The organism is candidate division WOR-3 bacterium (assembly GCA_039804025.1).
GTDB lineage: Bacteria > Hydrothermota > Hydrothermia > Hydrothermales > JAJRUZ01 > JBCNVI01.
This window is the reverse complement of the sequence record JBDRZP010000004.1, coordinates 69,342-94,115: the sequence shown is the minus strand read 5'-3', so window position 1 is coordinate 94,115 and position 24,774 is coordinate 69,342. Positions and strand designations below refer to the sequence as shown.

27 protein-coding genes and 3 tRNA genes are annotated in these 24,774 nt (G+C 30.4%); 9 read left to right on the top strand and 21 right to left on the bottom strand.

Annotated elements, in window-relative coordinates:
- The 7 genes from ABIN73_02700 to ABIN73_02670 all read right to left on the bottom strand — a co-directional run.
- Positions 1-206: hypothetical protein (locus tag ABIN73_02700; GenBank protein MEO0268630.1), on the bottom strand; the 206-nt coding region annotated here is incomplete at its 3' end.
- Positions 207-350: 144 nt separating this feature from the next.
- Positions 351-1,238, bottom strand: coding sequence for an alpha/beta fold hydrolase (locus ABIN73_02695; protein MEO0268629.1), 888 nt, complete (start codon positions 1,236-1,238; stop codon positions 351-353).
- On the bottom strand, positions 1,235-1,987 hold the full coding sequence (locus tag ABIN73_02690; protein ID MEO0268628.1) for a hypothetical protein: 753 nt from the start codon (positions 1,985-1,987) through the stop codon (positions 1,235-1,237). The genes ABIN73_02695 and ABIN73_02690 overlap by 4 nt, the downstream gene beginning before the upstream one ends.
- A 496-nt stretch (positions 1,988-2,483) precedes the next feature.
- The gene (locus tag ABIN73_02685) at positions 2,484-2,837 is read right to left on the bottom strand and encodes a hypothetical protein (protein ID MEO0268627.1); all 354 of its coding nucleotides are present in this window, start codon (positions 2,835-2,837) and stop codon (positions 2,484-2,486) included.
- Positions 2,837-3,667: a hypothetical protein gene (locus tag ABIN73_02680; GenBank protein ID MEO0268626.1), complete on the bottom strand. Its 831-nt coding sequence runs from the start codon at positions 3,665-3,667 to the stop codon at positions 2,837-2,839. The genes ABIN73_02685 and ABIN73_02680 overlap by 1 nt, the downstream gene beginning before the upstream one ends.
- 62 nt (positions 3,668-3,729) lie before the next feature.
- On the bottom strand, positions 3,730-3,867 hold the full coding sequence (locus ABIN73_02675) for a hypothetical protein (GenBank protein MEO0268625.1): 138 nt from the start codon (positions 3,865-3,867) through the stop codon (positions 3,730-3,732).
- An 853-nt stretch (positions 3,868-4,720) separates the two neighbouring features.
- A tRNA-Ser gene (locus ABIN73_02670) sits at positions 4,721-4,813 on the bottom strand.
- A 62-nt stretch (positions 4,814-4,875) separates the two neighbouring features.
- Here ABIN73_02670 and ABIN73_02665 point away from each other — a divergent pair.
- On the top strand, positions 4,876-5,460 hold the full coding sequence (locus ABIN73_02665) for a glycerol-3-phosphate acyltransferase (GenBank protein ID MEO0268624.1): 585 nt from the start codon (positions 4,876-4,878) through the stop codon (positions 5,458-5,460).
- Position 5,461: 1 nt separating this feature from the next.
- Entirely contained in the window at positions 5,462-6,424 is a 963-nt protein-coding gene (lpxK, locus tag ABIN73_02660; protein MEO0268623.1) for a tetraacyldisaccharide 4'-kinase, read from the top strand.
- Here the strand turns inward: lpxK and ABIN73_02655 are convergent.
- The 5 genes from ABIN73_02655 to ABIN73_02635 all read right to left on the bottom strand — a co-directional run bounded on the left by ABIN73_02655 (position 6,389) and on the right by ABIN73_02635 (position 9,835).
- On the bottom strand, positions 6,389-7,516 hold the full coding sequence (locus ABIN73_02655) for an LptF/LptG family permease (GenBank protein ID MEO0268622.1): 1,128 nt from the start codon (positions 7,514-7,516) through the stop codon (positions 6,389-6,391). The two genes, lpxK and ABIN73_02655, sit on opposite strands and share 36 nt — an antisense overlap.
- Before the next feature lies 1 nt (position 7,517).
- Positions 7,518-7,832, bottom strand: a complete 315-nt coding sequence (locus tag ABIN73_02650) for an iron-sulfur cluster assembly protein (GenBank protein ID MEO0268621.1) — start codon at positions 7,830-7,832, stop codon at positions 7,518-7,520.
- A gap of 26 nt (positions 7,833-7,858) precedes the next feature.
- Positions 7,859-7,948 (bottom strand) — tRNA-Ser (locus tag ABIN73_02645).
- Between the two features lie 12 nt (positions 7,949-7,960).
- Positions 7,961-8,818, bottom strand: a complete 858-nt coding sequence (locus tag ABIN73_02640) for a universal stress protein (protein ID MEO0268620.1) — start codon at positions 8,816-8,818, stop codon at positions 7,961-7,963.
- A 6-nt stretch (positions 8,819-8,824) separates the two neighbouring features.
- Positions 8,825-9,835: a hypothetical protein gene (locus ABIN73_02635; protein MEO0268619.1), complete on the bottom strand. Its 1,011-nt coding sequence runs from the start codon at positions 9,833-9,835 to the stop codon at positions 8,825-8,827.
- 12 nt (positions 9,836-9,847) lie between these two features.
- Here ABIN73_02635 and queG point away from each other — a divergent pair, with 12 nt between their 5' ends.
- Positions 9,848-10,738 carry a tRNA epoxyqueuosine(34) reductase QueG gene (queG, locus tag ABIN73_02630; GenBank protein ID MEO0268618.1) on the top strand — a complete coding sequence of 297 codons (891 nt, stop codon included), beginning with the start codon at positions 9,848-9,850 and terminating at the stop codon, positions 10,736-10,738.
- Here the strand turns inward: queG and ABIN73_02625 are convergent.
- The 6 genes from ABIN73_02625 to ABIN73_02600 are packed head-to-tail and all read right to left on the bottom strand — an operon-like array spanning position 10,728 to position 16,686.
- The gene (locus ABIN73_02625; GenBank protein ID MEO0268617.1) at positions 10,728-11,534 is read right to left on the bottom strand and encodes a sulfite exporter TauE/SafE family protein; all 807 of its coding nucleotides are present in this window, start codon (positions 11,532-11,534) and stop codon (positions 10,728-10,730) included. The two genes, queG and ABIN73_02625, sit on opposite strands and share 11 nt — an antisense overlap.
- Positions 11,535-11,576: 42 nt before the next feature.
- Positions 11,577-11,792: a CopG family transcriptional regulator gene (locus ABIN73_02620; GenBank protein MEO0268616.1), complete on the bottom strand. Its 216-nt coding sequence runs from the start codon at positions 11,790-11,792 to the stop codon at positions 11,577-11,579.
- On the bottom strand, positions 11,789-13,621 hold the full coding sequence (ftsH, locus tag ABIN73_02615) for an ATP-dependent zinc metalloprotease FtsH (protein MEO0268615.1): 1,833 nt from the start codon (positions 13,619-13,621) through the stop codon (positions 11,789-11,791). Before ftsH ends, ABIN73_02620 begins: the two co-directional genes overlap by 4 nt.
- The gene (gene hpt, locus ABIN73_02610; protein ID MEO0268614.1) at positions 13,618-14,154 is read right to left on the bottom strand and encodes a hypoxanthine phosphoribosyltransferase; all 537 of its coding nucleotides are present in this window, start codon (positions 14,152-14,154) and stop codon (positions 13,618-13,620) included. Before hpt ends, ftsH begins: the two co-directional genes overlap by 4 nt.
- Complete coding sequence (gene tilS / locus ABIN73_02605; protein MEO0268613.1) at positions 14,145-15,473, bottom strand: tRNA lysidine(34) synthetase TilS; 1,329 nt, start codon at positions 15,471-15,473, stop codon at positions 14,145-14,147. Before tilS ends, hpt begins: the two co-directional genes overlap by 10 nt.
- The gene (locus tag ABIN73_02600) at positions 15,433-16,686 is read right to left on the bottom strand and encodes an adenylosuccinate synthase (GenBank protein ID MEO0268612.1); all 1,254 of its coding nucleotides are present in this window, start codon (positions 16,684-16,686) and stop codon (positions 15,433-15,435) included. Before ABIN73_02600 ends, tilS begins: the two co-directional genes overlap by 41 nt.
- 49 nt (positions 16,687-16,735) lie before the next feature.
- Between ABIN73_02600 and ABIN73_02595 the strand changes: the two genes are divergently transcribed.
- From ABIN73_02595 to ABIN73_02580, 4 genes are all read left to right on the top strand, one after another.
- Positions 16,736-16,808: transfer RNA gene (locus ABIN73_02595), tRNA-Thr, on the top strand.
- A 16-nt stretch (positions 16,809-16,824) separates the two neighbouring features.
- Entirely contained in the window at positions 16,825-18,150 is a 1,326-nt protein-coding gene (locus ABIN73_02590; GenBank protein ID MEO0268611.1) for a phosphoglucosamine mutase, read from the top strand.
- Complete coding sequence (dnaX, locus tag ABIN73_02585) at positions 18,120-19,607, top strand: DNA polymerase III subunit gamma/tau (GenBank protein MEO0268610.1); 1,488 nt, start codon at positions 18,120-18,122, stop codon at positions 19,605-19,607. Before ABIN73_02590 ends, dnaX begins: the two co-directional genes overlap by 31 nt.
- Positions 19,604-19,996: an OsmC family protein gene (locus ABIN73_02580; protein MEO0268609.1), complete on the top strand. Its 393-nt coding sequence runs from the start codon at positions 19,604-19,606 to the stop codon at positions 19,994-19,996. The genes dnaX and ABIN73_02580 overlap by 4 nt, the downstream gene beginning before the upstream one ends.
- Before the next feature lie 250 nt (positions 19,997-20,246).
- Here the strand turns inward: ABIN73_02580 and ABIN73_02575 are convergent, their stop codons facing one another.
- Genes ABIN73_02575 through ABIN73_02565 form a run of 3 tightly spaced genes read right to left on the bottom strand, consistent with a single transcriptional unit; the run spans position 20,247 to position 22,901 of the window.
- Positions 20,247-21,122 (bottom strand): glycosyltransferase family 2 protein, encoded by an 876-nt coding sequence (locus ABIN73_02575; protein MEO0268608.1) that lies wholly within the window; start codon positions 21,120-21,122, stop codon positions 20,247-20,249.
- Entirely contained in the window at positions 21,119-21,499 is a 381-nt protein-coding gene (locus ABIN73_02570; GenBank protein ID MEO0268607.1) for a polymer-forming cytoskeletal protein, read from the bottom strand. The genes ABIN73_02575 and ABIN73_02570 overlap by 4 nt, the downstream gene beginning before the upstream one ends.
- Before the next feature lie 16 nt (positions 21,500-21,515).
- Positions 21,516-22,901 carry a phosphomannomutase/phosphoglucomutase gene (locus ABIN73_02565; protein MEO0268606.1) on the bottom strand — a complete coding sequence of 462 codons (1,386 nt, stop codon included), beginning with the start codon at positions 22,899-22,901 and terminating at the stop codon, positions 21,516-21,518.
- A gap of 67 nt (positions 22,902-22,968) precedes the next feature.
- On the opposite strand from ABIN73_02565, the gene purD reads away from it, so the two are divergent.
- Together purD and ABIN73_02555 are read left to right on the top strand one after the other, a co-directional pair.
- Positions 22,969-24,237: a phosphoribosylamine--glycine ligase gene (gene purD, locus ABIN73_02560; protein ID MEO0268605.1), complete on the top strand. Its 1,269-nt coding sequence runs from the start codon at positions 22,969-22,971 to the stop codon at positions 24,235-24,237.
- Positions 24,238-24,255: 18 nt separating this feature from the next.
- Positions 24,256-24,768, top strand: coding sequence for a ferritin (locus ABIN73_02555; GenBank protein MEO0268604.1), 513 nt, complete (start codon positions 24,256-24,258; stop codon positions 24,766-24,768).
- Positions 24,769-24,774 lie beyond the last annotated feature (6 nt).

Sequence of the window (24,774 nt, the reverse complement as noted above, 5' to 3'; positions counted from 1 at the left end):
TGATGACATCTAAATATAGGAACTGTTTTCCTTTTAATAACTTGGCCATTATCAGGACGAATAAGAGAAATATCTATTGTCAATGCTTTTTTATAATCATTTATTTTAGGCCAAACCCTTAAACTATAAGGAGGATAATTTAGAGGACCTACCGAAGGTTTATCAACAAAATATGCTCCATAATAAGTATCTTCGTCATCGATCATCCATTTCTTAATGAATTCAGTAACATAAGTACATTCAGTAAGAGAAAATTCACCCGATGAGCCAGCCCTTAAAGGATGCTCTCCATTATGGTCATGGCTTGCATAAATAGTTGGTTCAAAGGAAGAACCAGGAAGAGGTACGCATCAATCCTTTTTCACTGCACCGTCTCCCCATCCCAACCCCAGTCTCCAAGGATTTCTGTTGCCAGTAATTACTACATACTTACAATTCCCTGCCCAATCCATTTTATTCAATAAATAAGTCCATTTACCCTCTTCTCCCGTAATAATATTCTTAAAAGTCACATTAAAACTGTCTCCATATATTGTTTCCACATAAGGAGGCCATATATACACTTTAATCTCAATTACTTGTTTATCTATACCCAACTCTAACCCCTCCCCTCTGTGCATCCATTGCGGCCAAGTAATAAGAGACAAATATACCCCCAAGTTTGATGGTTCAACTCCATTATTAGGTGTAGCAATCATAATTAATTTTCTTATTTTATCTTTTATTCCATAAAATGCCATTGCACTCCGCACAACTAAACCACCCATACTATGGGCAACTACATCTACCTTGGTTGCTCCTGTAGCATTGAGAACTTTATTTACAAAATTGGCAAAGTGTTGTGCCCAACTACTTTGAGACACTACTTCATAGTATTTCCAATAGGTGTCATTTTCTACAGGAACAAGTATCTCGTTACTTCCGATTGCACCTGGGCTGCCATCCGGATTATAGAAAGAAAAATTATATATTACTCGAGTAGTATTCATCGGAGATAAAATGGTATTTTTGTCGCAATTAAGAGGAACACCAGCTATATATCCTCTATAATGCTCATTTAAGATATTTTGCATTACTGAAACATATTCATCAGGGTTGAAAGTCTTAAAGCCGCTCTGAGAGGTTCCTTCTGCTTTATTTCCATGAACAAAAATTATAGGTACATTTCCAGAATATAAGAGTGAAAAAATATTAAAAAGAAAACAACCCCAAATAATCAGATATTTGGATATCTTCATTTTCTTCCTTCCTTATAAACCTTACTTAAAAGAATATTTTCAACCTCTATATTAAAATAAATTCCTGAAAGATCAATATTAGCTTCCCCAACATATCTTGGAGAATCATATTCAATCCCGTTTGGACCACACCCCCTCATCCCAAATGAGATTGATAGTTTCCATTCTTTATTCAAAAAAGTAAAACTATACTCTCTACCAAATTCAATTTGAGTCCAAAAACTTTTTCCGCTTCCTTTAATTTCTTCAGTCCATATTTCATTATCTGCATATACTTCTCTTATTTCTTTTCCCCAAATTATAAAACTTATTACCCCAAATTTAAAAAACATATACCTTTTAAATTCCCATCCAAGATTTATATAAACCGGCACTGCGTGGAGATTAAAACTTAAATATTTATAAAGATAATTTCCTGGATCCCCTTTCAGTCGAGGAAGAAAATTTTTATTTTTAAAATTAAAATAAGCATATTCTACACCTATTTCCCAAAAACTTTTATCTGGATGATATAATAATAAATCTATTTTAGGAGAATTCAAAAAGTAATAAGGGAATCCCGGTTCTCTACCACCGGAAGTTCCAGGGAAAAAAGGCAACCAAGGAATATAATCCATTCCAGTGTAAATAAATTTACCTGAATATCCAGCATCAATGTGTATTCTTTCAAATTTTAATTTGTTTTCTCTATTCTCCAATTCTTTCTCCCCTTGACTTATTATCCACAAAAAAACTATTATTTTTACCATATCATTCTCCTTTTAATTTTAATTATATTAATAATTATACAGGATTGAAAAAAAAAAAAAAAAAAAGTCAAGTAATGTGTACGATTTCTATACATATTAAAATAATAATTGTTCCTTATATAATTTTTCAAAAAGTATTCAATGTAAAAAAGCATTAAGGCTTGACGCGGTTTTTTGGTGGATTATACCATAACTTTTCAGAAAATTTCTGTTTGATTCACTTTGTGTAATATTTATTATTTACTCTGTAAATTTAGCAAGAATCCATAAAGATTTAGAATTTTTTTCCAAAAAATACTGAAAGTGAAGTTATAAGAAGATGAATATATAGGATGAATTCCATAACTTATTGAGCCCCCAAATTTTATCATAAGAATAAAAAAATTAAACAAAAATTCCGTTTATATCTCCTTATTTTAAATTATATCCTAAAGTTGCCCCAAAAGATGGAAAAATAAATAAAGGAACAAAAGAAATATTTTCATAAGTTCTTCCTTTAAAAGTCTCTGAAAGATAAGCAAACGCTCCTGCACCTGCTAAAAAACCTAAAAAATGAGCCTAAAAACGCTTTTGAATTATTACCATTGCTTTTCATAATTTTCCCGGAAATTATCACACCAAAATAAGAACCAAGAGTTAAACCAACTGTTACATTAAAAATCATTTGCTCTGCATCTATTTTGGCTACATCCCTGTCTATAGATTGGATAGGAAATATTTTAAAAAGAGAATAAGTAAATAAACTACCTGCTAAAACACCACTTGTAAATTGAATCCCCACTTGTAATAAGTTATTTTTTTTATCTTCGTTATTCAAAAAAATTAAAACTATTAAAATTAACTTATACATTAATCTATATGAACTGCAAAAACTGGCTTTGAAGGATAAGACAACCTTCCTCTAACTCTTGCAATTATATAATACCAGATTGTGTCAGGCTTATCCGGACGCAGCCATTCACCACAATCAGGGAAAGTATAATAAGGTTCTGGGAAATAACCCATCCCATCAAAAGTATCCGGCATTGAAGGAGGTATGTGTAAAGCCGGATACCAGTCTGTTAAGTTGTCAAATGTAAATCCATACCAGTTAGGGTTCCAACCCTCTGGACCACCTGGAGATTCAACCAAATAATAAAAACTATCCGAGCCTTCGGGTGGAATCCAGTGAAGTGTGAAAAGGTGGAGAGAATCATTCCTTTCAATCCATACACTACAGGGAGGCATAGGAACAGGGTCAGAAAGACCTTCCAATGGTGTAACTTCAAGTGTTTCTGAAACACTATAAAAAGGGCAAACTATTTCATATCCACCACCCCAATCTACTTTGATATAATAAGCATAGGTTTTACCATTTATAACTGTTGTATCAAGTGCATTTCCGTGTTTAGATTGTTCAGGATAAGGAGTCCAGGAATAATAATCGGCTTTTCCCATAGCATTATCTAACATTCTGAATTTGCCCCCTTTTTCAGCCCTATAAACATTTACAACTGGAATGAGCATACATGTTCCTTCTCTTATTGGTGAAAGCCTTGAGACATATTCCCATTCTAAATATACAAAACCATCTCCAGGATAAGCATTAAAGTGTAAAATTGTGTCTATTTTTTCTTTTTCATAACCTCTGTCTCTCTTACATTGAAACAAACATAATAATATGAGTATTAATAATCTCATTAACATTTTGAAATTGGATAAATTATTAAAAAAATTTAATAATTTCTGATATTCTAAATTTTTCATCTGCATGTATTATGACTTATTTTATAAAAATAATCTTTAAATCTTGAAAGAGGAACATCACTCCATGTAATTTGCCTTCTTTCTGTATGGATATTCAAATCCATATAATAACATTGTATAATCACTTTATACATTTTATTTCCTTTAAAACTTAACCAAAAGTTAACTTAAAATTATACAGGATTGAAAAAAAAAAAGTCAAGTATATGTAGAATACCATAACATTTTAAAAGTGGTTAGGATTATTAATATATGTTTTTAAAAAATAATCAAGGGGAGAAAAATTATTTAAAGATTTATGAGGTTTACATTGAATTTTTCTGGCTCAATAAGATCTTCAGAATACTATTCTACAAAATGTTCTTGTATAGTCCCCTTTAAATCTTTCAACATAAGCATTACTTTACGGGTCTTTTGGGTAATTATAGAAATGTATAATTCCCTTACTCCGCAAGAATTTTTCAAAGCTTCCAGCAAACTCACTTCCGTTACCCTTCTGAACCCTTTTTACTTTAAAGTGTGCCACCTTTAAAAATTTCTTCATAAAATCTTTTGCATTTTCACTTGTTAAAGATTTGTAAGCATAAGCAAAACCAAATTTTGTCTTTAAAAGAGCTGTTCTTTTCTTTTCCTTATTGGTATTTTTGATTTAGAAATAAGAGTTTCTATTTTACTTTTAGGATTTCTTGAATCTCTTCTTCCATTTCCATAAATATACCGCAATCTTTCCTTAACTCCAAAAGCATCCTTTATTGCCTTGTCATCTTATTTTTCAAAAAAATTAATAATCTCAAACCTCTTTAAAGCAATTCCTTTCAATTTTTCCTCACTTTCATTTTTTATTCTTTTCTCTTTTTCATATTATAATCTTAAAGTATTTTTAATTTATTTTTCAAATTATCTAATATCTCTTTAAAATTTTTCATTTTTGTCGCATTTATTTTTCTTTTTGTTCCTCTTTAAATCGCTCAGCCTTTATTTCTCCTATGGCGGAGGGGGCGGGATTTGAACCCGCGCATCCCTTTTAAAGGATAATGCGATTTCGAGTCGCACCCCTTAACCAGGCTCGGGCACCCCTCCAAAATATTATTATAAAGAAATAAACTTGCATTTTTACTAAATTTTTCATGAAAATTATTTAAATGAAAGAAATTTTTTTTTCCTTTCTCTTAGGATACCTCTTCGGCTCTTTCCCGTCAGCATATATAATCTCAAAAAAATTTAAAAATATTGATATAAGAAAAGTAGGAGATAGAAATCCTGGTGCAAGAAATGTATATAAAAATGTTGGAAAATTAGCAGGAACACTAACCTTTTTAATTGATTTTTCAAAAGGATTTTTACCCATATTTGTCTTTTATAGAATCTTCAAAAAAGAAAATCTCGCACTTATATCAGGAATTGGATCTATCCTTGGTCATGATTTTCCCCTTTTCTTGAAATTCTATGGAGGAAAATCTATAAGCACAATCCTTGGAATACTATTTTCCCTTTTTCCCTTTGAATTTATATTCTCAATTTTTATTTTTCTTATATTTTTCCTTTTAAAAAAACACTTTGACCAAGCAATTGCCCTATTTTTTATTTCCTTTGTTCTAATCTTAATACTTGAAAAAGTAGATAAAATTCTAATTTTTTACGTTTTATTTATTGTTGCTTCAATCGGAATAAAAAAAATAATTGATTTTCCAAGAGAAAAATTGAAAGGAAAATTGATAAATTCTTAAGGTGAACCCAATTCTTTTTATAATTTTTTCAAGAAATTTTATTTTAAAAAAATTCAGAAAAAAATTCCCTTTTCCCTCAATTGGTGTAGGTGGAATCTCTCTCGGCGGAAGCGGAAAAACACCACTTGTTATTGAAATAATTAAATTTTTAAAAGAAAAAAACCTTAAAGTATCTCTACTTTCAAGAGGTTATAAAAGAAAGGAAAAGAAAATGAAAATTTTTTTTGAAGATTCCAATCCTAAAGTTCACGAAATAGGTGATGAACCCTTTCTTATTTTCAAAAAATTAAAAATACCAATCGGAGTCTATGAAGATAGAAAAAAAACTGCTGAGGAAATAATAAAGAAAAAAAATATTGACTTTTTTGTCCTTGACGATGCACTTCAGATAAAAAAATACTTTTTTGACCTTAACATTTTTATCCTTGATGAAAAAGAAATTCTAAAAAAGGATATGTTTTTTCCAGAGGGAACTTCAAGAGATTTAAAAAGAGAAATTTTTGATGGTGATATAATTATCATAAACAGAAAATTAAAAGATTTAGAAAGATACAAAATTTATTTTCTTGATAAAAGAAAAAAAACTTATTTTTTTGCAAACTATAAATTTAAAGGATTTAAAAATTATCTTGGAGAAAAAGTCTTTCCTTCAAAAAGGGATTTTGTTTTGCTTGTAACAGGTATTGCGAATCCCTTTTCTTTAAAAAAATTTGTTGAAAAAAATTTTATTTTAAGAGAACACCTTAAATTTTTTGACCATCACTTTTATGATGAAAAAGATATGGAAAAAATCCTAAAACTTAAAGATAAATTAAAATGTGATTATGTTATAACAACTGAAAAGGACTTAATAAGAATGGATGTAAAAGAAGATTTTTTTATATACCCTGAAATAGAAATGAATATAGAAAAATCCTTTTATGACTATTTATCTTGTTTTATAAAGAAGATAAATACCAGTTAAAAGGGTTAAGATATCACCTGTCCACATTGCAATAAAGGAAGATATTATTCCCCTATCTGCCAGTTCTTCACCCCCAACAAGTAAAATGTAATGAATTGTAAAGATAACTATTGATATTCCAAAAGCTGAACCCCATCCTGATTTTCCAAAAATTTTAGCAAGAGGAATTCCAACAATTACAAAAGCAACTGCTGCAAAAGGTATGGAAAATTTTTTATGAACTTCAACCCAGTATCTCTGAATCTGTAAAAAAATAAATTTATTTTCCTCTTTGTTTTTACTAAATTTTTTTTTATTATCTCTTATTAAATTTAAAAGTTCCTTTAAAGTTAATTCCCTATCACTTTTTGAAAAAATTTCTGATTCCCTTTCCTTTTTTTCAGGAATATAAATTCTATGCTCTTTAAATTCAAGCTTTCTTATATTTACTTCATTTCTCTTTTTTTCATGAATTGTTCCATCTTTTAAAACTAAAAGGTAACCCCCCTCCTTACCTTTTTTAATTATACCTTCTTTTGCATCAATTATTTGTGAGTAATCCTTATCTTTCTGAAATATCTTTAAATTTTTGAGAACATTTCTTTTTTCATCCTTTTCTTCAACATAAATGCTCATCCCGCCTATATCATTAAAAACTTTCTCTTTAATAGCAAGGGAGGGTTTATATCTATACATATAATAAACTTTCTTTTTTAAAATATGGTTAACTTCAGGAACAAAAAAACCATTGAAGTATATTAAAAAGAAAAAAATAAATATTGAAAAAATTAAAGGAAACCTTATAATCCTTAAAAGAGAGATTCCACTTGTAGAAAGGCACATAAGCTCCCTTTCCTGGTTCATATTTCCGAATACATATAAAACAGAAACAAGAACACTCATTGGAATAATAAGTGCAAGCATATAGGGAAGAGAAAGAAAGAGTATATTTAAAACCATAGAAGGAGGAATTTTCTTTTTAAAAATTAAATCAGAAAGATCAAAAATTTTATCAAGGAGCATAATCATAAGAAGAAGAGCTATTGAATAAATAAAGGGTGGAATAAGTGAAAGAAGAATTTCTCTATCAACTTTTGAGAAAGTTATATTCAATCTAAATATTGAATCCCATTGATCTTAAAGCTTCTTTTCCTTCCTCTGTCATTTTTTCAGGTGACCAAGGAGGGTCAAAGGTAAATTCCACATTTACTTCTTTAACGCCTTCAATCTGACTTACTTCTCTTTTTACCTGTTCTGCTATATAGGGATAAATTGGACAACCTGGTGCTGTTAAAGTCATTAAAATATTAATCTCACCAGTTTCTTTAATATCTATATTATAAACAAGTCCAAGATCAACAACATTAACAGGAATCTCCGGGTCATAAACATTTTTCATTCTCTCTAAAATTTCTTCTTTTGTTGGCATAACTCCTCCCTCTTAATTATAAAAAACGGAGGGGGCGGGATTCGAACCCGCGTCCCCGATATTCTCGGAGAAACGGCTTAGCAAGCCGCCGCCTTAAGCCACTCGGCCACCCCTCCGTCTTATTCAAATTATACAGGATTAAAAGCTAAAATTGGAATATCTGTAAGTTTTAAAACCTTATCAAGAGTTGAACCAAGGAAAAAATGTGAAATACCTTTTCTTCCCCTTGTTGCCATACAAATAAGATCTATTCCTTTTTCCTCTGCAAATTCTATTATACCTATTTCTGCAGAATCCCTCTTTATTGCATTTACAAAAATTCTATATTTACCCTTAAACTTTTCACTTTCCCTATGTAATATTTCCTTTGTTTCCTCTATTAATTTTTCCTCAACCTCTTTTAATCCAATTGATTCAAGAATCTCAATAACATGAAGGAGATGAATTTCAGACCCAAAAATTTCTGCAAGAAAAATTGCATAATCAAGAGCCTTAAAGGAAAGTTTTGAAAAATCAATGGGAACAAGTATCTTATTAACTTTAACACCTATCTTTTCCTTTACCACTAAAACAGGAATCCTTGCATTGGTCAAAATCCTGTAAGCAGTTGTTCCTATCCTAAGCTTTTCCCTTTTATTAGAAGCCCCCATTATTAAAAGGTCAATATCCTTTTCATTTATAAACTTTATTATCTCCTCCACTATTTCACCTTTCAAAAGATGAGTTTCAAATTTAATTTTTTTATCTATTTCCTTTTTCTTACTTTCAAAATCCCTTTCAGCCTTTTCCTTTTCTTCCTTTTCCATTAAATTAAACATATTTAGAATCTCTTCTTTTTCCTCAAGAATTGAAATTTTCTTTTCAGGAATTACATGAACTGCATAAAGTTTAGCCTTACAACTAATAGAAAAAAATTTTGCCCATTCAAAGGCATAATTTGAAAGGGGGTTAAAGTCAGTAAGCCATAGAATGTTTTTTATTTCCATAATATATTATGGGAGCCCAAATCTTATAGAATCAAGAAGATAGCTTAAAAGATAATTAGGTATATTTCTCTTGTATCCTTCAAGGATTTTATAGTATTTATCATATAATAAATCAAGGGTATAAGGATCTATTCTTCTATTTAAAAATTCAATTTCTGAAACATACGGATGATCTTTGAAAATTTCCCTTTTACCAAGTTTTAACTCTGTTATCTCTCTTATAAAGAAGCCGAATAGAAAAATTTTATCCTTTAAATATTCCTTACTTTCTTTTTTATAAACAAAAAAAGGCTCCTCCTCATTTCTCATTATCTCCTTTAGAAAACTCCCGTATTCTTCTATTATTTTTTCTTTAATTATTCTTTTTGCCAAACCTATTGAACCTGAGGAAATTCTGTAAAGAAAATATATGGATTTCGTTCCTTTAAAATACTCTTTAAAATCCTTAAATTCAAGATTAAAAAAGGGTATACTGATACATCTTGACCTTATTGTTGTTTGAAGAGATTCGGGGTATGGTGTTATTAGAAAAAAGGTAACAAATTCAGGTGGTTCCTCTAAAATTTTTAAAAGGGCATTCTGTGCCTCCTTTCTCATTAAATCAGCATCAAGAAAAATATAAAATTTTCTTTTTAATTCAATCGGTCTTGATTTTATTTCCTCTCCTATTTCCCTTATTGTATCTATACCTATGGTAAGATCCCTTGAAAAATAATCAGTTCTTAAATTTTCAAAACTCCATTCACCTTTTTCATAGAGTTCAAGAAGCTCTTCTTTTATCTTATCAGGTAAAATAAAATTTATATCAGGTATAGAAAGACTTTTAAATCTCTTACACATAATACAATTTAGACAGCCTGTTTTATTTTCACATACATACTTCATAAGTATAAATTTTAAAGTTTCTAACTTACCAACCCCTTCAGGTCCTGAAAGAATATATGCACCCAGGAATTTATCTTCTTTGAGTATTTTTTCAAAATAATTAATTTGATTTCTGTGTCCTAAAATCTGCATTCTATATTTTATATGAAAGATTTAAAAGAATTCATAAAGGAAAAACTAAAGGAAGAAAAACTATTTATCTTTGGATTTACTGATCCAAAAGTAGAAGAAAGAGATATTTTTTCTTTTAAGGAATGGATTAAAAATAAATATCATGCAGATATGAAATGGATGGAAAATACTTTTGAAAAAAGAATTTCACCTTTAAAGGTTTTTGAAAGTGTTAAAACCATCCTTGTAGTTGCACTTCCATACAAAAAAATTTTTTTTGAAAAATATAAAATTGCAGGTTATGCCCTTCATGTTGATTATCATAAATTTCTGTATAAAAAATTAAAAAGAGTTATGGAAAAAGTTAAGGAGAAGTTTTCAGGTTTGGAATATAAGATATATGTGGATACAGGACCCATCCTTGAAAGAATGTTTGCAAGAAAAGCAGGAATTGGATTTATAGGCAAAAATACTATGCTTATCTCCTTTAAAAAAGGATCTTACTTACTTTTAGGTACAGTCCTATTAAATAAGGAAATAGAACCGGATAAAAGTATTGATAAAAATTTCTGTGGAAAATGCACACGTTGTATTGAAGCATGTCCAACAGGCGCAATTGTTAAACCCTTTGTTATTGATTCAAATAGATGTATATCCTATCATACTATTGAAAATAAAGGTGATATTCCTGAGGAAATAAAACTTAGGATGAACTCTTATATTTTTGGATGTGATATATGTCAGGAAGTTTGCCCTTGGAACAAAAATCCAGTAGAACCAGTGGATTTCCCCTTACATCCATATGTTAAAAATTTTGATCCAGAGGATTTTCAAAAAAATCCAGAAAAATATCTTAAAAACAGTCCTTTAAAAAGGGCTAAAATAAAGGGGTTAATAAGAAACATTAATTTAGTTAGATATTAAGAAGTTTAAAAATATTTAAAACACCTAAGATTATAATTAAAATACCAATAAAAATCTTCATTTTCTTTTCTTCAATTTTTTTTACCACAAGAGCAGAAAAAGGTGTTGAAAGGGATGCACCTAAAAGAAGTGGTAATGCAAGTTTAAAGTCTATTTTTTTCTCAAGGAAAATATAAATTAAAAATGAAACAAAACATATTATACCTTCTGCTAAAGAAGTGCTTCCTATTGAACTTTTTGCTGACCTACCAGAAATAATCTGACCTCCTGTTACAAGGGGACCGTAGCCTCCTGCAGATATACCTTTATTGAAACCACTTAAAAAAGCAACAAATAGAAAAATATTTTTCTTGAAAGCAATTTTCTTTTTGAGATTTATTAAAATATATATACCTATTCCTGTTACCATAATTGAAATATATAAATTAACAAATTTTTTAGGTATATTGAGAGCTAAAATTACTGAAAAAATTGCTCCAATTACACCAAATATAATAAGTAAGAAACTTACCTTTGCATCCTCTGAACGAGGAACATAACCGAGCCCTGAAAGTCTTCTTAAAACAATTTTTTCATCTCTTCTAAAATCAAAATTTACATTCCCAAATTTATGGTGAAAGAATCCAGATAAAATTCCTGTTATAAACTCAGACAAAAGAATACAGGGGACAATCTGAGAGGGAGGAAAACCAATTAATATTAAAATTGGAGTTAAACTCGTCCCATATCCCATACCTATTGAAGAATCTGCAAATTCAAAAATAAATGAAAGAAAAAATAATAATATAAATTTCATACTCTAATTATATTCTAATTGGAGTATAAAAATCAAAAAAAATTAAAAATAGCCTAAATTTTTTAGTCTTTCTTTTATTTTCTTGATTTCTTCTTTTGTTAGTTCAATTTCCTCTTTATCTTTTTCTTTTATGGAAAGTAAATCTCTGAGAACATAGATTACAAATTCATTAACGCTTCTAAAACCCGTTCCTTCTATAATTTTCTTTAATTTCTCATAAAGAGGGCGGGGAATTTTTATTGTAACCTTATCTTTCAATTTTCATTCACAATTTTTTTAACTTCTTCAGAATCAAGAACTTCTTTTTCAAGTAGAACCTGTGCCAGTTTATGAAGGGCATTTACTTTACTCCTTAAAATCTCTTCCGCCCTTTTTTCAGCCTCCTCTACAATTCTTTTTACTTCCTCATCAATCATTTCACTTATCTTTTCACTAATTCCTCTTTTGAGCGAGAGTTCCCTTCCTAAAAATATTTCCTCATCCTGTTTTGCAAAAGAAACAGGTCCAATTTTCTCACTCATTCCCCACTCTCCCACCATTTTCCTTGCTATCTGGGTTGCCATTTCTATATCATTTGCCGCTCCTGTTGAAAGGGTATTAAAAACAATTTTTTCAGCTACCCTACCTCCCATTAAAACTGTTAACTGGTCAAGGAGATATTCCTTTGGATAAATGTGCCTATCATCCTTTGGAAGCTGCTGTGTAACTCCAAGAGCTTGACCCCTTGGAATTATTGTAACTTTATGAATTGGGTCCGCATTTGGCAAAAGAACCGATAAAATTGCATGTCCTGATTCGTGATAAGCAACCTGCTCCCTTTCTCTTTGTGAAAGGACCATACTTTTCCTTGCAACACCCATCAAAATTTTATCCTTTGCCTCTTCAAAGTCTTCCATTGTAATTTTTTCCTTTCCCTTCCTTGCTGCTAAGAGGGCTGCTTCATTTACAAGATTTGCAAGATCAGCACCGGAAAAACCGGGTGTTCCTTTCGCAATAACTCCAAAATCAACATCCTCTCCAAGAGGTTTATTTCTTGCATGTATTTTTATTATCTCTTCCCTTCCCTTTACATCAGGAATAGGTAATACTATTCTTCTATCAAATCTCCCAGGCCTCAAAAGGGCGGGATCTAAAATATCAGGTCTATTTGTAGCAGCCATAACAATTATTCCCTCCCTTGGATCAAATCCATCCATTTCAACAAGAATCTGATTTAAAGTCTGTTCCCTTTCATCATGACCACCACCCAAACCAGCTCCTCTCAACCTTCCAACTGCATCAATCTCATCAATAAATATAATACAGGGAGCATTTTTTCTTGCCTGCTCAAATAAATCCCTAACCCTTGCTGCTCCAACACCAACAAATAATTCAACAAAATCAGAACCTGATATTGAAAGAAATGGAACACCTGCTTCTCCAGCAACGGCTCTTGCAAGAAGTGTCTTACCTGTCCCAGGTGGTCCGACAAGTAATACTCCCTTTGGAATCTTGGCTCCCAGTTTTTGAAACTTCTGGGGACTCTTTAGAAATTCAACAACCTCTTTTAACTCCTCCTTTGCCTCATCACAACCTGCTACATCGTTGAAGGTAACATCTGGTTTCTTATCTGTTATGAGTTTTGCTCTTACCTTTATAAAGGAAAAGGCTTTTGAATTTCCAGCCTGAATCTGTCTAAAAAATAAAAACCATATTCCAAGAAAAATTAAAAGCCAAGGAAGATAACCTAAAAGAATATCAATAAAGGGACTTTTAACCTTTGTTTCAACCTCAACCTTTTTTTTAACAAGAAAATCAAGAATATCAGGTTTTTCCATCGGAAGAGAAAGCTTAAATTCTGTAAAACTTAAACCCTTAACCTCTTTCGGATTTTTAAAATAACCCTGAAGTTCCTTTTCTGATACAATTACTTTTTTTATGTTGCCTTTCTCAACTTCCTGAATGAATTCAGAATAGGTTATATTTAAAACTTTTAAATTTTTCTCTGTATAATAAGCTAAAAATAATGCTACAAGAACAAAAATACCTATCCATACAATAATCGGTGTTAAATTTAAAACCTTTTCCCTTTTATCTTTATCATTCATTTTCCATACCTTTCAATTTCTTCTTCTGTAAGTCCATATACATCTTTAAAATACCTGAATTTTTCGTTATAATCAAGACCGTAACCTACAAGAAATTTATTTGGAACCTTAAAACCTATTATATCAACATCCACATTAACTTCCCTTCTTTCATACTTATCAAGAAATACAACTATTTTTAATGACCTTGGTTTTCTTTTCAAAATATCATTTTTAAGAAATTTAAGAGTATGACCTGTATCCACAATATCCTCAATAAGTATAACATCTCTATCTTCAATATCAATAGGAAGATCCCACAATATTTTTACATCCTCTTCTTTTATTTTTGACTTTTTACCGTAACTTGAAAGCCTTATAAATTCAAGTGTGCAATCTATACCCATTTCCCTTATAAGGTCAGCAAGAAACACAAAACCACCTTTTAAAACTCCTATAATGACAGGATTTTTATCCTTATATTCCTTTTTTAAAATTTTTGCAATTTCCTTAACCTTTTTTTTAATTTCCTTTTCCTTTAAAATTATTTCCATTTTATAACCTCAATTTTTAAATCCTTTCCCTTGATAAAAGGTTCAAAACCTTCAATCCATACAATTTTTCCCTTATATTCAAGAACTAAAATATAATCCCTTAAATAAAAAGGGACCTTTTTATTTTCAAAAAATTTTTTTAATTTTAAATCCTTTTTACCTTCAATATCAATAAGGTCACAAGGCTTTCTAAATCTTAACTTTGCTTCATTTAAAAGATACAAAGGTAAAAAACCATCCCTATCATTTTTTTCAACTTTTACCCTCACCCCTTTTATTATCTCATATTCCCCTTCTCTCAAGGGAATCTCAAAATCTGGTATTTTTTTCATAAAAAGAACATAATCTCCCTTTGAAACAAAAAATAAATCCTTTTTAATTTCAATTTTACCTCCTTTTTCAAAAATTTCTTCCATACTTAAAAGCATTCCCCTTTTTAATTCCTCCTCAAAACCAAATTCAAACAAAATATTTTTCAACAGTTCTCTTTTTTCAAAAGAAGAAACCGCTTTAATTTTTTCCCTATTTATTTTCACAAAAAAGGGAGTTTTTTCCTCAATATATTCTTTAATTTTATTCTTTATATTTTCTTCATAAAACTTACTTTCCTCAATTATTCTTATATAAAATTTTTTAAACTTTGATAGAGAAAAATTAAATTCTCTAAAAATTTCAGGAATTAAAATATGTCTTATTTTATTTCTTGTTCTTTGAAGAGTGTAATTTTCAATGTCTATGTGGTAGGAAATATCATTATCCTTTAAGATCTTTATAATTTTATCCCTTGGAGTTAGAATTAGTGGTCTTATTAATTTCTTATATTTTGGTTTTATAGGTGGATTTAAAAGAGAAAAACCCTCTCTCAAAAATCTTAAAAGAAAAGTCTCAAGGGCATCGTTTAAGGTGTGGGCTGTTGCAATTTTATTAAAACCCTCTTTTTCTGATACTTCATTAAGTAAAGTATATCTTTTAATTCTTCCTGCTTCCTCTATATTCAACTTATTATCTTTTGCAAATTTTCTTATATCCTCTTTAAATATAAAAATTTTTAAACCTAAATTAGAGGCAAACTCTCTTGCTTTTTCAGGGGACAAACTGCCTTCAAGTTTGTGAAATAAATAAAAAAGTGAAATTTCAAGAAAAAATTTTTTTTTTAAATTTAAAAGAACATAGGTTAAAAAAGTGGAATCAGGTCCACCTGAATAGGAAATTAAAATCCTATCCCGTTTTTCAATTAAATCAAAAATTTCAATTGCCTCAAAAACTTCCTCCGGAATCTCAAAATTCTCTAAGCTCTTCATCTTTTGACGCGGATACATACTTAATTTTTAAACCTGTCTCCTTTTCAATAAAAAAAAGAAATTCTCTCAAATTATTATTATTTAAATCAGGTTCAAAACCTTTAAATTCCATGTATATGGGTTTTACTTCATAAAGCTCATGAGGTAAGGCTGGAGGGAACTTTAGTGTTTTTCCATCAAACTCATACTCATTACAAACCTTTATCTTTTCCAAACCAGATAAAACATCTATTTTTGTAATTGCAAGTTCTGTTGCTCCAACTATTCTTACCGCATATCTTAAAAGAGGAAGGTCAAGCCATCCACATCTTCTTGGCCTACCTGTTGTTGCTCCGTATTCCTCTCCCTTTTCCCTTAAATATTCTCCCATTTCACCCTTTTCCTCTGTTGGAAATGGTCCTTCTCCCACCCTTGTATTATAACATTTAAAAACTCCTATTATTCTTTTTATTTTCCATGGTGCAACACCTGTTGATAAAGAAATTGACCCAGAAACTGTATGAGAGGATGTTACATAGGGATAAGTTCCAAGACAAGTATCAAGAAGAGCCCCTTGAGCGCCTTCAAAAAGCATTATTTCTCCCTTTTCTTCCATTTCCTTTATAAAAAGAATACCATCTGTTAAAAAATCCTTTATTTTTAAAAAATATTCATTATATATTTCAAAGAGCTCCTCACAGGGAATCATCGGTCTTCCAAATCTTGCACCCCTTATCTCACTTGCAAATTCCCACAATTCCTTAAATTTTTTAAAGGCTAAATCCTTGTTTTTAAACTCCCCTATTTTTAATGCCTTCCTTGCAATTAAATCTCTATAAGCAGGTCCTATTCCTTTTCCTGTTGTTCCTATTTTGTGTTCTTTTTTTTTATCCTCCTCTAAAATATCTTCCTCTTTGTGAAAGCTAAAAACAAGTGGAGTTCTTTCATCTATAAAAAGTCTCCCTTTTACAGAAATATTTTTTTTATTTAAATTTTCAATCTCATTTATAAGTGCTTCAGGATCAAGAACACACCCACAGGAGATTAAAGCTTTTTTATCTGGACAGAGTATACTTGAGGGAATCTGATGAAGAACTATTTTATCTCCATTTCTATATACAGTATGTCCTGCATTTGCTCCTCCCTGGAATCTAATCCCTATATTATACTCATTTTTAAGAGCATCTATAATTTTCCCCTTACCTTCATCTCCCCATTGAAGACCTATTATTGCAAGGAAGTTTGATTTCATGTATTTTAATTATAACTTTTTATAACTTAAAATTTAAAATATGAGTCCTGCCAGGGTAGCTCAACCGGTAGAGCATCGCATTCGTAATGCGAAGGTTGCGGGTTCAATTCCCGTCCCTGGCTTTAATAACTTCCTCTCCTGAGCTTATTTTTTACTGTTAGCGGTTTAAGAGGAATTTCCCTTTTATCCTTAACTCCTGAATATGTTCTAAAAGTTGCAGCCAGTTTCTGTAATCTCTATGAAACTCCCTTTTTAATTGTAGGAAGGGATTCAAGACCCTCTGGAAGATATTTCATTCATGCTGTGATTTCAGCAGCACTTTCAAAGGGCAAAAAGGTTCTTGACTCTAAAATTGTTCCAACTCCAACACTTGTGTATTCTGTCAAAAAGAGGGAAAAAGAATCTTCTGGTATTATTGTTACAGCCTCTCACAATCCACCTGAATGGAATGCTTTAAAATTTGTTCATCCAGAAGGGAGATTTTTATTTGAAGAGGAAATTGAAAGACTTAAAAAAGAAATCAGATTTTTTAACTGGGAAAAAACTTTTAATGTTGGAACATCTAAACCCTTTGATCCTATGGAAGAGCATATAAAGGGAATTATTGAAAATAAATATGTCTTAACTGAAATAATTAAAGAAAAGAAATTCAAAGTTGGAGTTGATACAGCTGGTGGTGCAGGATTTGAAGCTTTTCCCCTTCTTCTTAAAAAATTGGGCTGTGAAGTTTTTACAATGGATACTCAATATGGAAAATACGAAAGACCCTTTGAACTTAGTGTGGAAAATATAAAAAAATTTGGAGATTTTGTAAAAGAAAAGGACCTTGATATAGGATTTGCAATGGATGCTGATGGTGATAGACTGCAAATTGTAGCAAAAGGTGGTGAAATTTTATCAGAAGAAGAAACTCTTCCAATATGTTTATACTACTTACTTTCAAAGGAAAAAAGTGATATAGTCACAAATTTTTCAACAACAGAACATGTAGAGGATGTTGCTGAAAGATTTAATGTAAGGGTTTTGAGAACAAAAGTTGGTGAAGCAAACGTATTAAAAAAGATGATTGAAGAGGATGCAATATATGGTGGAGAGGGAAATGGCGGAGTTATAGTTAAAAATTTCAATATGACAAGGGATGCCTTCTTTGCCTCAGCTCTTATTCTTTCCTTTTTAACAGAAATGGGAGATTCAAGGGAATTCAAAAAATTGTTTAGAAAAAGAATTATGAAAAAACTTAAATTTCCAATATCAGAAAGAAAGTTACCTGAGAAAATAGAGGAATTTCTATGTAATTTAAATTCCTCTGAGGTAAATAAAGAAGATGGTATAAGAGTAAAATTTCAGGAGGGTTTTATCCACGCAAGAGTATCAAACACAGAACCTGTTCTAAGAGTAATTATGGAAGCAAAAGAAACGGAGGTAATTAAAGAATGGGAGAAAAAGATAAAGGAATTAATTTAAATTTTGCAAGGAAATATAGACCCCAAAAATTCAGTGATGTCATAGGTCAAGAAGTTATTAAAACAACTTTAAAAAATGCAATTAAGATGAATAAACTGGGAAATGAGGTTCAGGCTCTTTTGTTTGCGGGACCAAGGGGAAGCGGAAAAACATCTGTTGCAAGAATTGTCGCAAAAGCTTTAAATTGTGAAAATATAAAAGATGGTGAACCCTGTGATGAGTGTTCCTCCTGTCTTGAAATAAAAAGAGGAGCATCACTTGATGTTCTTGAAATAGACGGAGCTTCTTACAGGGGTATTCAGGAAGCAAAAAACATAATTGAGATAACTAAACTTGTTCCAACAAAAGCAAAGTATAAAGTTTTTATAATAGATGAAGTTCATATGTTTTCAAAGGATGCCTTTAATGCTCTCTTAAAAACCCTTGAAGAACCGCCAAAGAGAGTTTTTTTTATTTTTGCAACCACTGAACTTTATAGGGTCCCTGATACAATTCAATCAAGGTGCTTGATTTTTGAATTTACACCCATCCCAGAGGAAAAAATTTTTGAAAGATTAAAAGATGTTTGTGAAAAAGAAAATATAAAATATGATGAAAAGTCATTGAGATTAATTACAAAAAGTTCAGGTGGAAGCTTGAGAGATTCTTTACAGAATCTTGAAAAAGCACTTTATTTTTCAGGGGGTGTTTTAACAGAGGAAAAAACAAGAATGGTTTTAGGATTCTTACCTGAAGAAAAAATGGAGGATTTACTTTTCTTTATTTCAGAAAGAAGGGGAGAAGAACTCCTTAAATTTTTAGATGAACTTTTATTCTTTTACACTGAAAAGGACCTTTTAAGGTCTTTTCTCTTCTTTTTGGAAGATGTTTTAAAGGATATGGAAAAAAATATTTATAAAAGATATTCAAGAAATCTATCAAAAACAGACATTATAAGATTTATGCAACATATATTTGATGTTGAAAAGATAATTTATTTTATACAGGATCCGAGAATTTTAATTCTACATGCCTTTTACAAGATGCTTTATCTTCCAAGAAGTTATGAAATTGAAGAAATTCTTGAAAAGGGGGGAGCCTTTGCCCTTTTTGAAAGAAAAGAAGAAAAGGTAAAGGAGGAAACAGAAAATAAAGAAACAAAAGTTGAAGAAACTCCTTATGAAATCTTTTTACTTGAAATAGAAAATTTTAATAAACTTATTTATACTATTTTCAAAGAAAAAAGCAAAATTGAGGATAAATATATTTACTTAAAAGTAAAAGAGGGTATAGAGAGAGAAATAATAGAAAAAGAAAAAGACAAACTTGTAGAAATGATAAAAAGAATATTCGGAGAGAATTTTGAATTAAAAATTGAAGTTGAAAAGAAAGAAAAGGAAAAAACACAAGAATTGGATATAATTACTAAGTTAGAAAATGAGTTTTCCCTTTCTTTGTTAAAGGAGGAAGAAAAATGAAGGTAACTGTTTTAAATATAGAAGGTCTAAAGTTTAAAGGAATAAATGAAAAAGGGGAGGTAATAATACTTGACTCAAAGGAATCGGGTCCTTCACCCATGGAAACCCTTCTAATTGCTCTTGGGGGTTGCACTGGAATGGATGTGGTTTCAATACTTAAAAAGATGAAAGTTAATTACACTTACTTTGGAATGGAGATTGAAGGAATAAGGAGAAATGAACATCCAAGAGTTTTTGAAAAAATAAACTTAAAGTATGTTTTTAAAGGCGAAAACCTGGATTTAGAAAAAATAAAAAAGGCAATAGAACTTTCTCTTTCTAAATACTGTTCTGTAGCGAATATGCTGAATAAAGTTTCAGAAATAAATTATAAAATAGAAATAATTTAACAAAATTTTTTAAAATTATTTTTATAATTTATGAATAACCTTACTTTAACTCTTGTTTGGATTTTTTTCGGTTTCCTTTTTCTGGTTTTAATATTTATATCCGGTTCAAAAAAATGGGGTGTTTTTTCTTTCTATTCAATAATTTGTGCCTATTTTGAGTTTTATGAATTCAAAACACATTTAAATATTTTAATCTTTTTTTCACTTTCTCTTTTCACTATTTTTTTACTTAGGAAAGAACTATAAAATTTTATTTACCGTTTTTGTGAATAAGAGAAATCGCTGAGGATAAGGCTGTTGATGTAATAAGCCCAAGATTTAAAATAATTCTTGAAAAAAGATTTATAGAATTATGTTTTTTAAAAAATTTAAAAATTGATTTTCTTAAATAATGTTCAGATTTTAAGCCTAAATATCTCCTTGAACCACCATGAAAGTGCACAATTCTTATATCAGGGGCAAAAAATATTTTATATCCCTTTTCCTTCACTCTTAAACATAGGTCAATATCTTCTGCAAAAAGAAAAAATCTTTCATCAAATCCACCTACTAAATTAAAAATTTCTCTTCTTATGCTCATAAAAGCACCAACAACTCCCTCTACCTCACAGGCTTTATTTTCTTTTTCTAAATCAAGATAAAGAAACTCTCTTGTTACAGGATTATTTTTAAAAATAAAAGAACCTATTGATTTTCTTCCAAACAAAAGATACTTAAACCTGGGATACCTTCTACAACTGGGTTGAAAACTTCCATCAGGATATTCAAATCTTGGACCTAAAATTCCTAATTTTTCTTCTTTTTTAAAATATTCTTCGATTTTTTCAAAAGTCCCTTTTGGAATAACTATATCTGCATTTGAAAAAACAAGTATCTCTCCCTTTGCATATTTAGACCCAAGATTACATCCCCCTCCATAGCCAAGATTTTTTTTACTTTCAATATATTTAAACTCAGGGAAAAATTTTTTTGCCTTTTCCAGAGAATTATCTGTTGAATTATTATCAACCACAATAACCTCACTTTCAAAATTTTTAACATTTTCAAAATTTAATTTTATTGAACGTAAGGTATAGGGAAGATATTCTCCGCTATTAAAATTAACTACAATTACTGAAAATTTCATTTCTCTTCCTTATGTTTTACCTCTTTAATTTTTTCCATCTTTTCATCCATAAGACACTTCCCGTTGAATATAACACCATCTTCTACAATAAGTCCCTTACAGTAAAGTTCACCATCAAATCTTGCACTCTTTTCCAGGTGTGCTTTTCCCTCAACAGTTAATTTACCTGAAAAAATCCCCCCAATTTTTACATTTTTTGCCTTAGCTTCTTGTACTCTAACTTTTCCACTTAAGCCTATAATCAATATATCCTTTGTTTCAATGTTTCCTTCAAATTCTCCATCAATCCTTATTCCTCCTTTTGCTTTTATTTCACCTTTTAGATATGTAGTTTCACCTATATGGGTATCTACCTGTGGTGTTGGTTCTTTATTCATCTTTTATTCTAATTTTTTAAGGAATTGAACCTATTTTGACTTCTTCAAATTTTGAAAGTTCTTCAAGAATTAAATTTTTTATTTCTTCCATCCTTTCAGGAGTTTTCCCTTCAAATCTTAAAACAAGAACAGGTTGAGTATTAGAAGCTCTCACAAGACCAAAACCATCAGGAAAATTTATTCTAACTCCATCAATATCCATTATCTTATACTTCTTAGAAAACTTCTTTTTAAGTTTTTCAACAACTTTAAACTTGAACTCATCAGGACAATCAACTCTTATTTCAGGTGTTGAATAATAGTAAGGTATTTCATCAACAAGTTCTGAAACTTTTTTTCCAAAAGTATCAAGCACCTCAATAAATCTTAAAGAAGCATAAATTGCATCATCAAAACCAAAAAATCTATCATTGAAGAAAAGGTGCCCTGACATCTCACCGGCAATGGGAGCATTTTCCTCCCTTAATTTTGCCTTTATTAGAGAATGCCCTGTTTTCCAGATAATAGGCTCTCCACCTAATTTTTTAATATACTCATAAACCCCCTGAGAACATTTAACATCAAATATAATTTTACTGCCTCTTCTTTCCTCAAGAACCTTCTTTGAAAGAATAGCAAGGATTTTATCTCCATAAATTATTCTCAATTTCTCATCAATCACTCCAAATCTATCACCATCACCGTCAAAGCCAAAACCTGCTGTAAAATTCTTTTCCTCCCTCATAAATTTTTTAAGGTCTTCCATATACTTTTCCACAGTAGGGTCAGGAAGATGATTTGGAAAATTGCCATCCGGCTCCATATAAATTCCCTTAAAACTTATTTTAAATTCCTTATAGAGCTTTTCAATTACAGGCCCACAGGTTCCGTTACCAGGGTCAACGAGAATTCTATATTTCTCAGGATCCCATATTCTAACTCTTTCCTTTATTTCCTTAATATATTCATAAACTATATCTTCTCTTATCCATCTTTTACCATGGCCCTCTGAATATTCCCCCTTTTCAATTATTTCTCTTATTTTTTGAATTTCCTTACCATAGATTGTTTCTTTTCCACACATTATTTTTATACCGTTAAATTCCTTTGGATTATGACTTCCTGTAATTTCAATTCCCCCATCAAGACCGAATTTAAAAACTGAAAAATATAAAAGGGGTGTTGGAACCATACCTATATCAATGACATTTAAACCAGATTTCAAAAAAGCATCAAGAAGAACTTCATGTATTCTTGGAGAAGAAAGTCTTGCATCTCTTCCAAGAGATATAGTTTTACCACCTTTAGAGATTATATAACTTGCAATCGCCTTACCTATGTGCCAGATATTCTCATCCTTTAAATCTTCATCAGCAATACCTCTTATATCATATTCCCGGAAAATAAAGGGATTTATTTTCATAGATTTATTTTAAAATAAAAAACCATAAAAAGAAAAATTAAAAGGAGTTTATATTAAAATATAAATTATGGAAAAAATTCTTGTAATTGGAAGCGGTGCAAGGGAACATGCTCTTTCTTACTCACTTATTAAAAAGGGATACGATGTCTATGTGATCCCTGGAAATGATGGAATGAAGGAAGGTATGAAAATTTTTCCTCAAATTAAGATTGACTTCGAAAAAATTAAAGAATTTTTAGAAAGGGAAAAAATAAAATATGTTTTAGTTGGACCTGAAGAGCCTCTTGTAAAGGGTATCAAGGATTATCTCAAAGATACTGCCTTTGTATACGGACCATCAAAAAAAGAAGCACTCTTAGAAGGGGAAAAAACTTTTGCCAAAGAATTTATGGCTGAATACGGAATACCAACTGCTAATTTTGAAATTTTTGATGAATCCTCCAAAGCACATAAGTATATTGAAAAAAGGAAAGCACCTCTTGTAGTAAAAGCAAGTGGTCTTGCACTCGGAAAAGGAAGCATTGTATGTAAAAATGAGGAAGAAGCCCATGAAGCAGTTAAAAAAATTATGGAGGAAAAAGTCTTCGGAGAAGCAGGAAATTTATGTGTAATAGAGGATTTTCTTGAAGGAATTGAAATTTCTCTTATTATTTCAGTAAGCGGTGATGAATATTTAAGTTTTATTCCTTCCCAGGATCACAAGAGAGTATTTGATAATGACGAGGGTCCAAATACAGGTGGTATGGGAGCCTATGCACCTTGCCCCTTTGTGAAAGAGTCCCTATTAGAAGAAATTGAGGAAAAGATTATTAAAAGAACTATTAAGGGAATGGTTAATAGAGGATTTGAATATCAGGGCTTTCTTTATTTTGGACTTATGCTTACAGAAAAGGGTCCTTATGTTCTTGAATATAATGTGAGAATGGGGGATCCAGAGGGAGAAGTTCTTCTATATCTTCTTGACACAGATCTATTTGAAATTATGGAGCTTACAAGAGAATTTAAAGTTGGTAAATTAAAAAAACTTAGATTCAGGGAAGGTTACGCTACTTATGTGGTTCTTGCCTCAAAAGGTTATCCAGGGGAATATGAAAAGGGTAAATTGATAGAAGGATGGGAAAAAGTTGACTCCGAAGATAGAAAGGTTTTTTTTGCTGGTGTAAAAGAAATTGATGGAAAACTTTACACTAACGGAGGAAGGGTTATGGGAGTTTTAGGTTATGGGAAAAATCTTTTAGAATCAATTGAAAAAGCTTATGAAGGAGTAAATTTTGTAAATTTTGAAGGTATGCATTACAGGAAGGATATAGGCAAAAAGGGTTTAATTCCCTTTTAAATTTAAAAGGAGTTTAAAATGGATAAAAAAATTTTAAAAGCCTTAAATGACCAGATGATGAGGGAATTTTTTTCCTCCTATCTTTACCTTTCAATGGCTGCCTGGTTTGAAAAAGAAAACCTAAAAGGCTTTTCTAAATGGATGAAGATTCAGGCATGGGAAGAGCTTGGTCATGCAATGAAGTTTTTTGAATTCATAACAGATAGAGGAGAAAAACCTGAACTTGAAAAACTGGAAAAACCAAAATCAGAATGGAATTCACCTAAAGAAGCTTTTGAAGATGCTTATGAGCATGAGAAATTTATAACAAAAAATATACATGAACTTTATAAATTGGCCGAAGAACTCAATGACTACCCCACAAAAATTTTCTTACATTGGTTCATAGAAGAACAAGTAGAGGAAGAAAATCAAACTTTCACAATTCTTGACACTCTTAAAAAAATAGAAAAATCAACATCAGATTTATATCATCTTGACCACAGGCTTTCAAAAAGGGAATTTGAAAAACTGGATTTGAAAATGGAATAAAGATTA

What these genes read in the sequence shown, in the direction of transcription:
- ABIN73_02695 (MEO0268629.1), bottom strand. Translation starts at nt 1,238, where the DNA reads ATGAAGATATCCAAATATCTGATTATTTGGGGTTGTTTTCTTTTTAAT.
- ABIN73_02690 (MEO0268628.1), bottom strand. Translation starts at nt 1,987, where the DNA reads ATGGTAAAAATAATAGTTTTTTTGTGGATAATAAGTCAAGGGGAGAAA.
- ABIN73_02685 (MEO0268627.1), bottom strand. Translation starts at nt 2,837, where the DNA reads ATGTATAAGTTAATTTTAATAGTTTTAATTTTTTTGAATAACGAAGAT.
- ABIN73_02680 (MEO0268626.1), bottom strand. Translation starts at nt 3,667, where the DNA reads ATGAGATTATTAATACTCATATTATTATGTTTGTTTCAATGTAAGAGA.
- ABIN73_02675 (MEO0268625.1), bottom strand. Translation starts at nt 3,867, where the DNA reads ATGTATAAAGTGATTATACAATGTTATTATATGGATTTGAATATCCAT.
- ABIN73_02665 (MEO0268624.1), top strand. Translation starts at nt 4,876, where the DNA reads ATGAAAGAAATTTTTTTTTCCTTTCTCTTAGGATACCTCTTCGGCTCT.
- ABIN73_02650 (MEO0268621.1), bottom strand. Translation starts at nt 7,832, where the DNA reads ATGCCAACAAAAGAAGAAATTTTAGAGAGAATGAAAAATGTTTATGAC.
- ABIN73_02640 (MEO0268620.1), bottom strand. Translation starts at nt 8,818, where the DNA reads ATGGAAATAAAAAACATTCTATGGCTTACTGACTTTAACCCCCTTTCA.
- ABIN73_02635 (MEO0268619.1), bottom strand. Translation starts at nt 9,835, where the DNA reads ATGCAGATTTTAGGACACAGAAATCAAATTAATTATTTTGAAAAAATA.
- queG (MEO0268618.1), top strand. Translation starts at nt 9,848, where the DNA reads ATGAAAGATTTAAAAGAATTCATAAAGGAAAAACTAAAGGAAGAAAAA.
- ABIN73_02625 (MEO0268617.1), bottom strand. Translation starts at nt 11,534, where the DNA reads ATGAAATTTATATTATTATTTTTTCTTTCATTTATTTTTGAATTTGCA.
- ftsH (MEO0268615.1), bottom strand. Translation starts at nt 13,621, where the DNA reads ATGAATGATAAAGATAAAAGGGAAAAGGTTTTAAATTTAACACCGATT.
- hpt (MEO0268614.1), bottom strand. Translation starts at nt 14,154, where the DNA reads ATGGAAATAATTTTAAAGGAAAAGGAAATTAAAAAAAAGGTTAAGGAA.
- tilS (MEO0268613.1), bottom strand. Translation starts at nt 15,473, where the DNA reads ATGTATCCGCGTCAAAAGATGAAGAGCTTAGAGAATTTTGAGATTCCG.
- ABIN73_02600 (MEO0268612.1), bottom strand. Translation starts at nt 16,686, where the DNA reads ATGAAATCAAACTTCCTTGCAATAATAGGTCTTCAATGGGGAGATGAA.
- dnaX (MEO0268610.1), top strand. Translation starts at nt 18,120, where the DNA reads ATGGGAGAAAAAGATAAAGGAATTAATTTAAATTTTGCAAGGAAATAT.
- ABIN73_02580 (MEO0268609.1), top strand. Translation starts at nt 19,604, where the DNA reads ATGAAGGTAACTGTTTTAAATATAGAAGGTCTAAAGTTTAAAGGAATA.
- ABIN73_02575 (MEO0268608.1), bottom strand. Translation starts at nt 21,122, where the DNA reads ATGAAATTTTCAGTAATTGTAGTTAATTTTAATAGCGGAGAATATCTT.
- ABIN73_02570 (MEO0268607.1), bottom strand. Translation starts at nt 21,499, where the DNA reads ATGAATAAAGAACCAACACCACAGGTAGATACCCATATAGGTGAAACT.
- ABIN73_02565 (MEO0268606.1), bottom strand. Translation starts at nt 22,901, where the DNA reads ATGAAAATAAATCCCTTTATTTTCCGGGAATATGATATAAGAGGTATT.
- purD (MEO0268605.1), top strand. Translation starts at nt 22,969, where the DNA reads ATGGAAAAAATTCTTGTAATTGGAAGCGGTGCAAGGGAACATGCTCTT.
- ABIN73_02555 (MEO0268604.1), top strand. Translation starts at nt 24,256, where the DNA reads ATGGATAAAAAAATTTTAAAAGCCTTAAATGACCAGATGATGAGGGAA.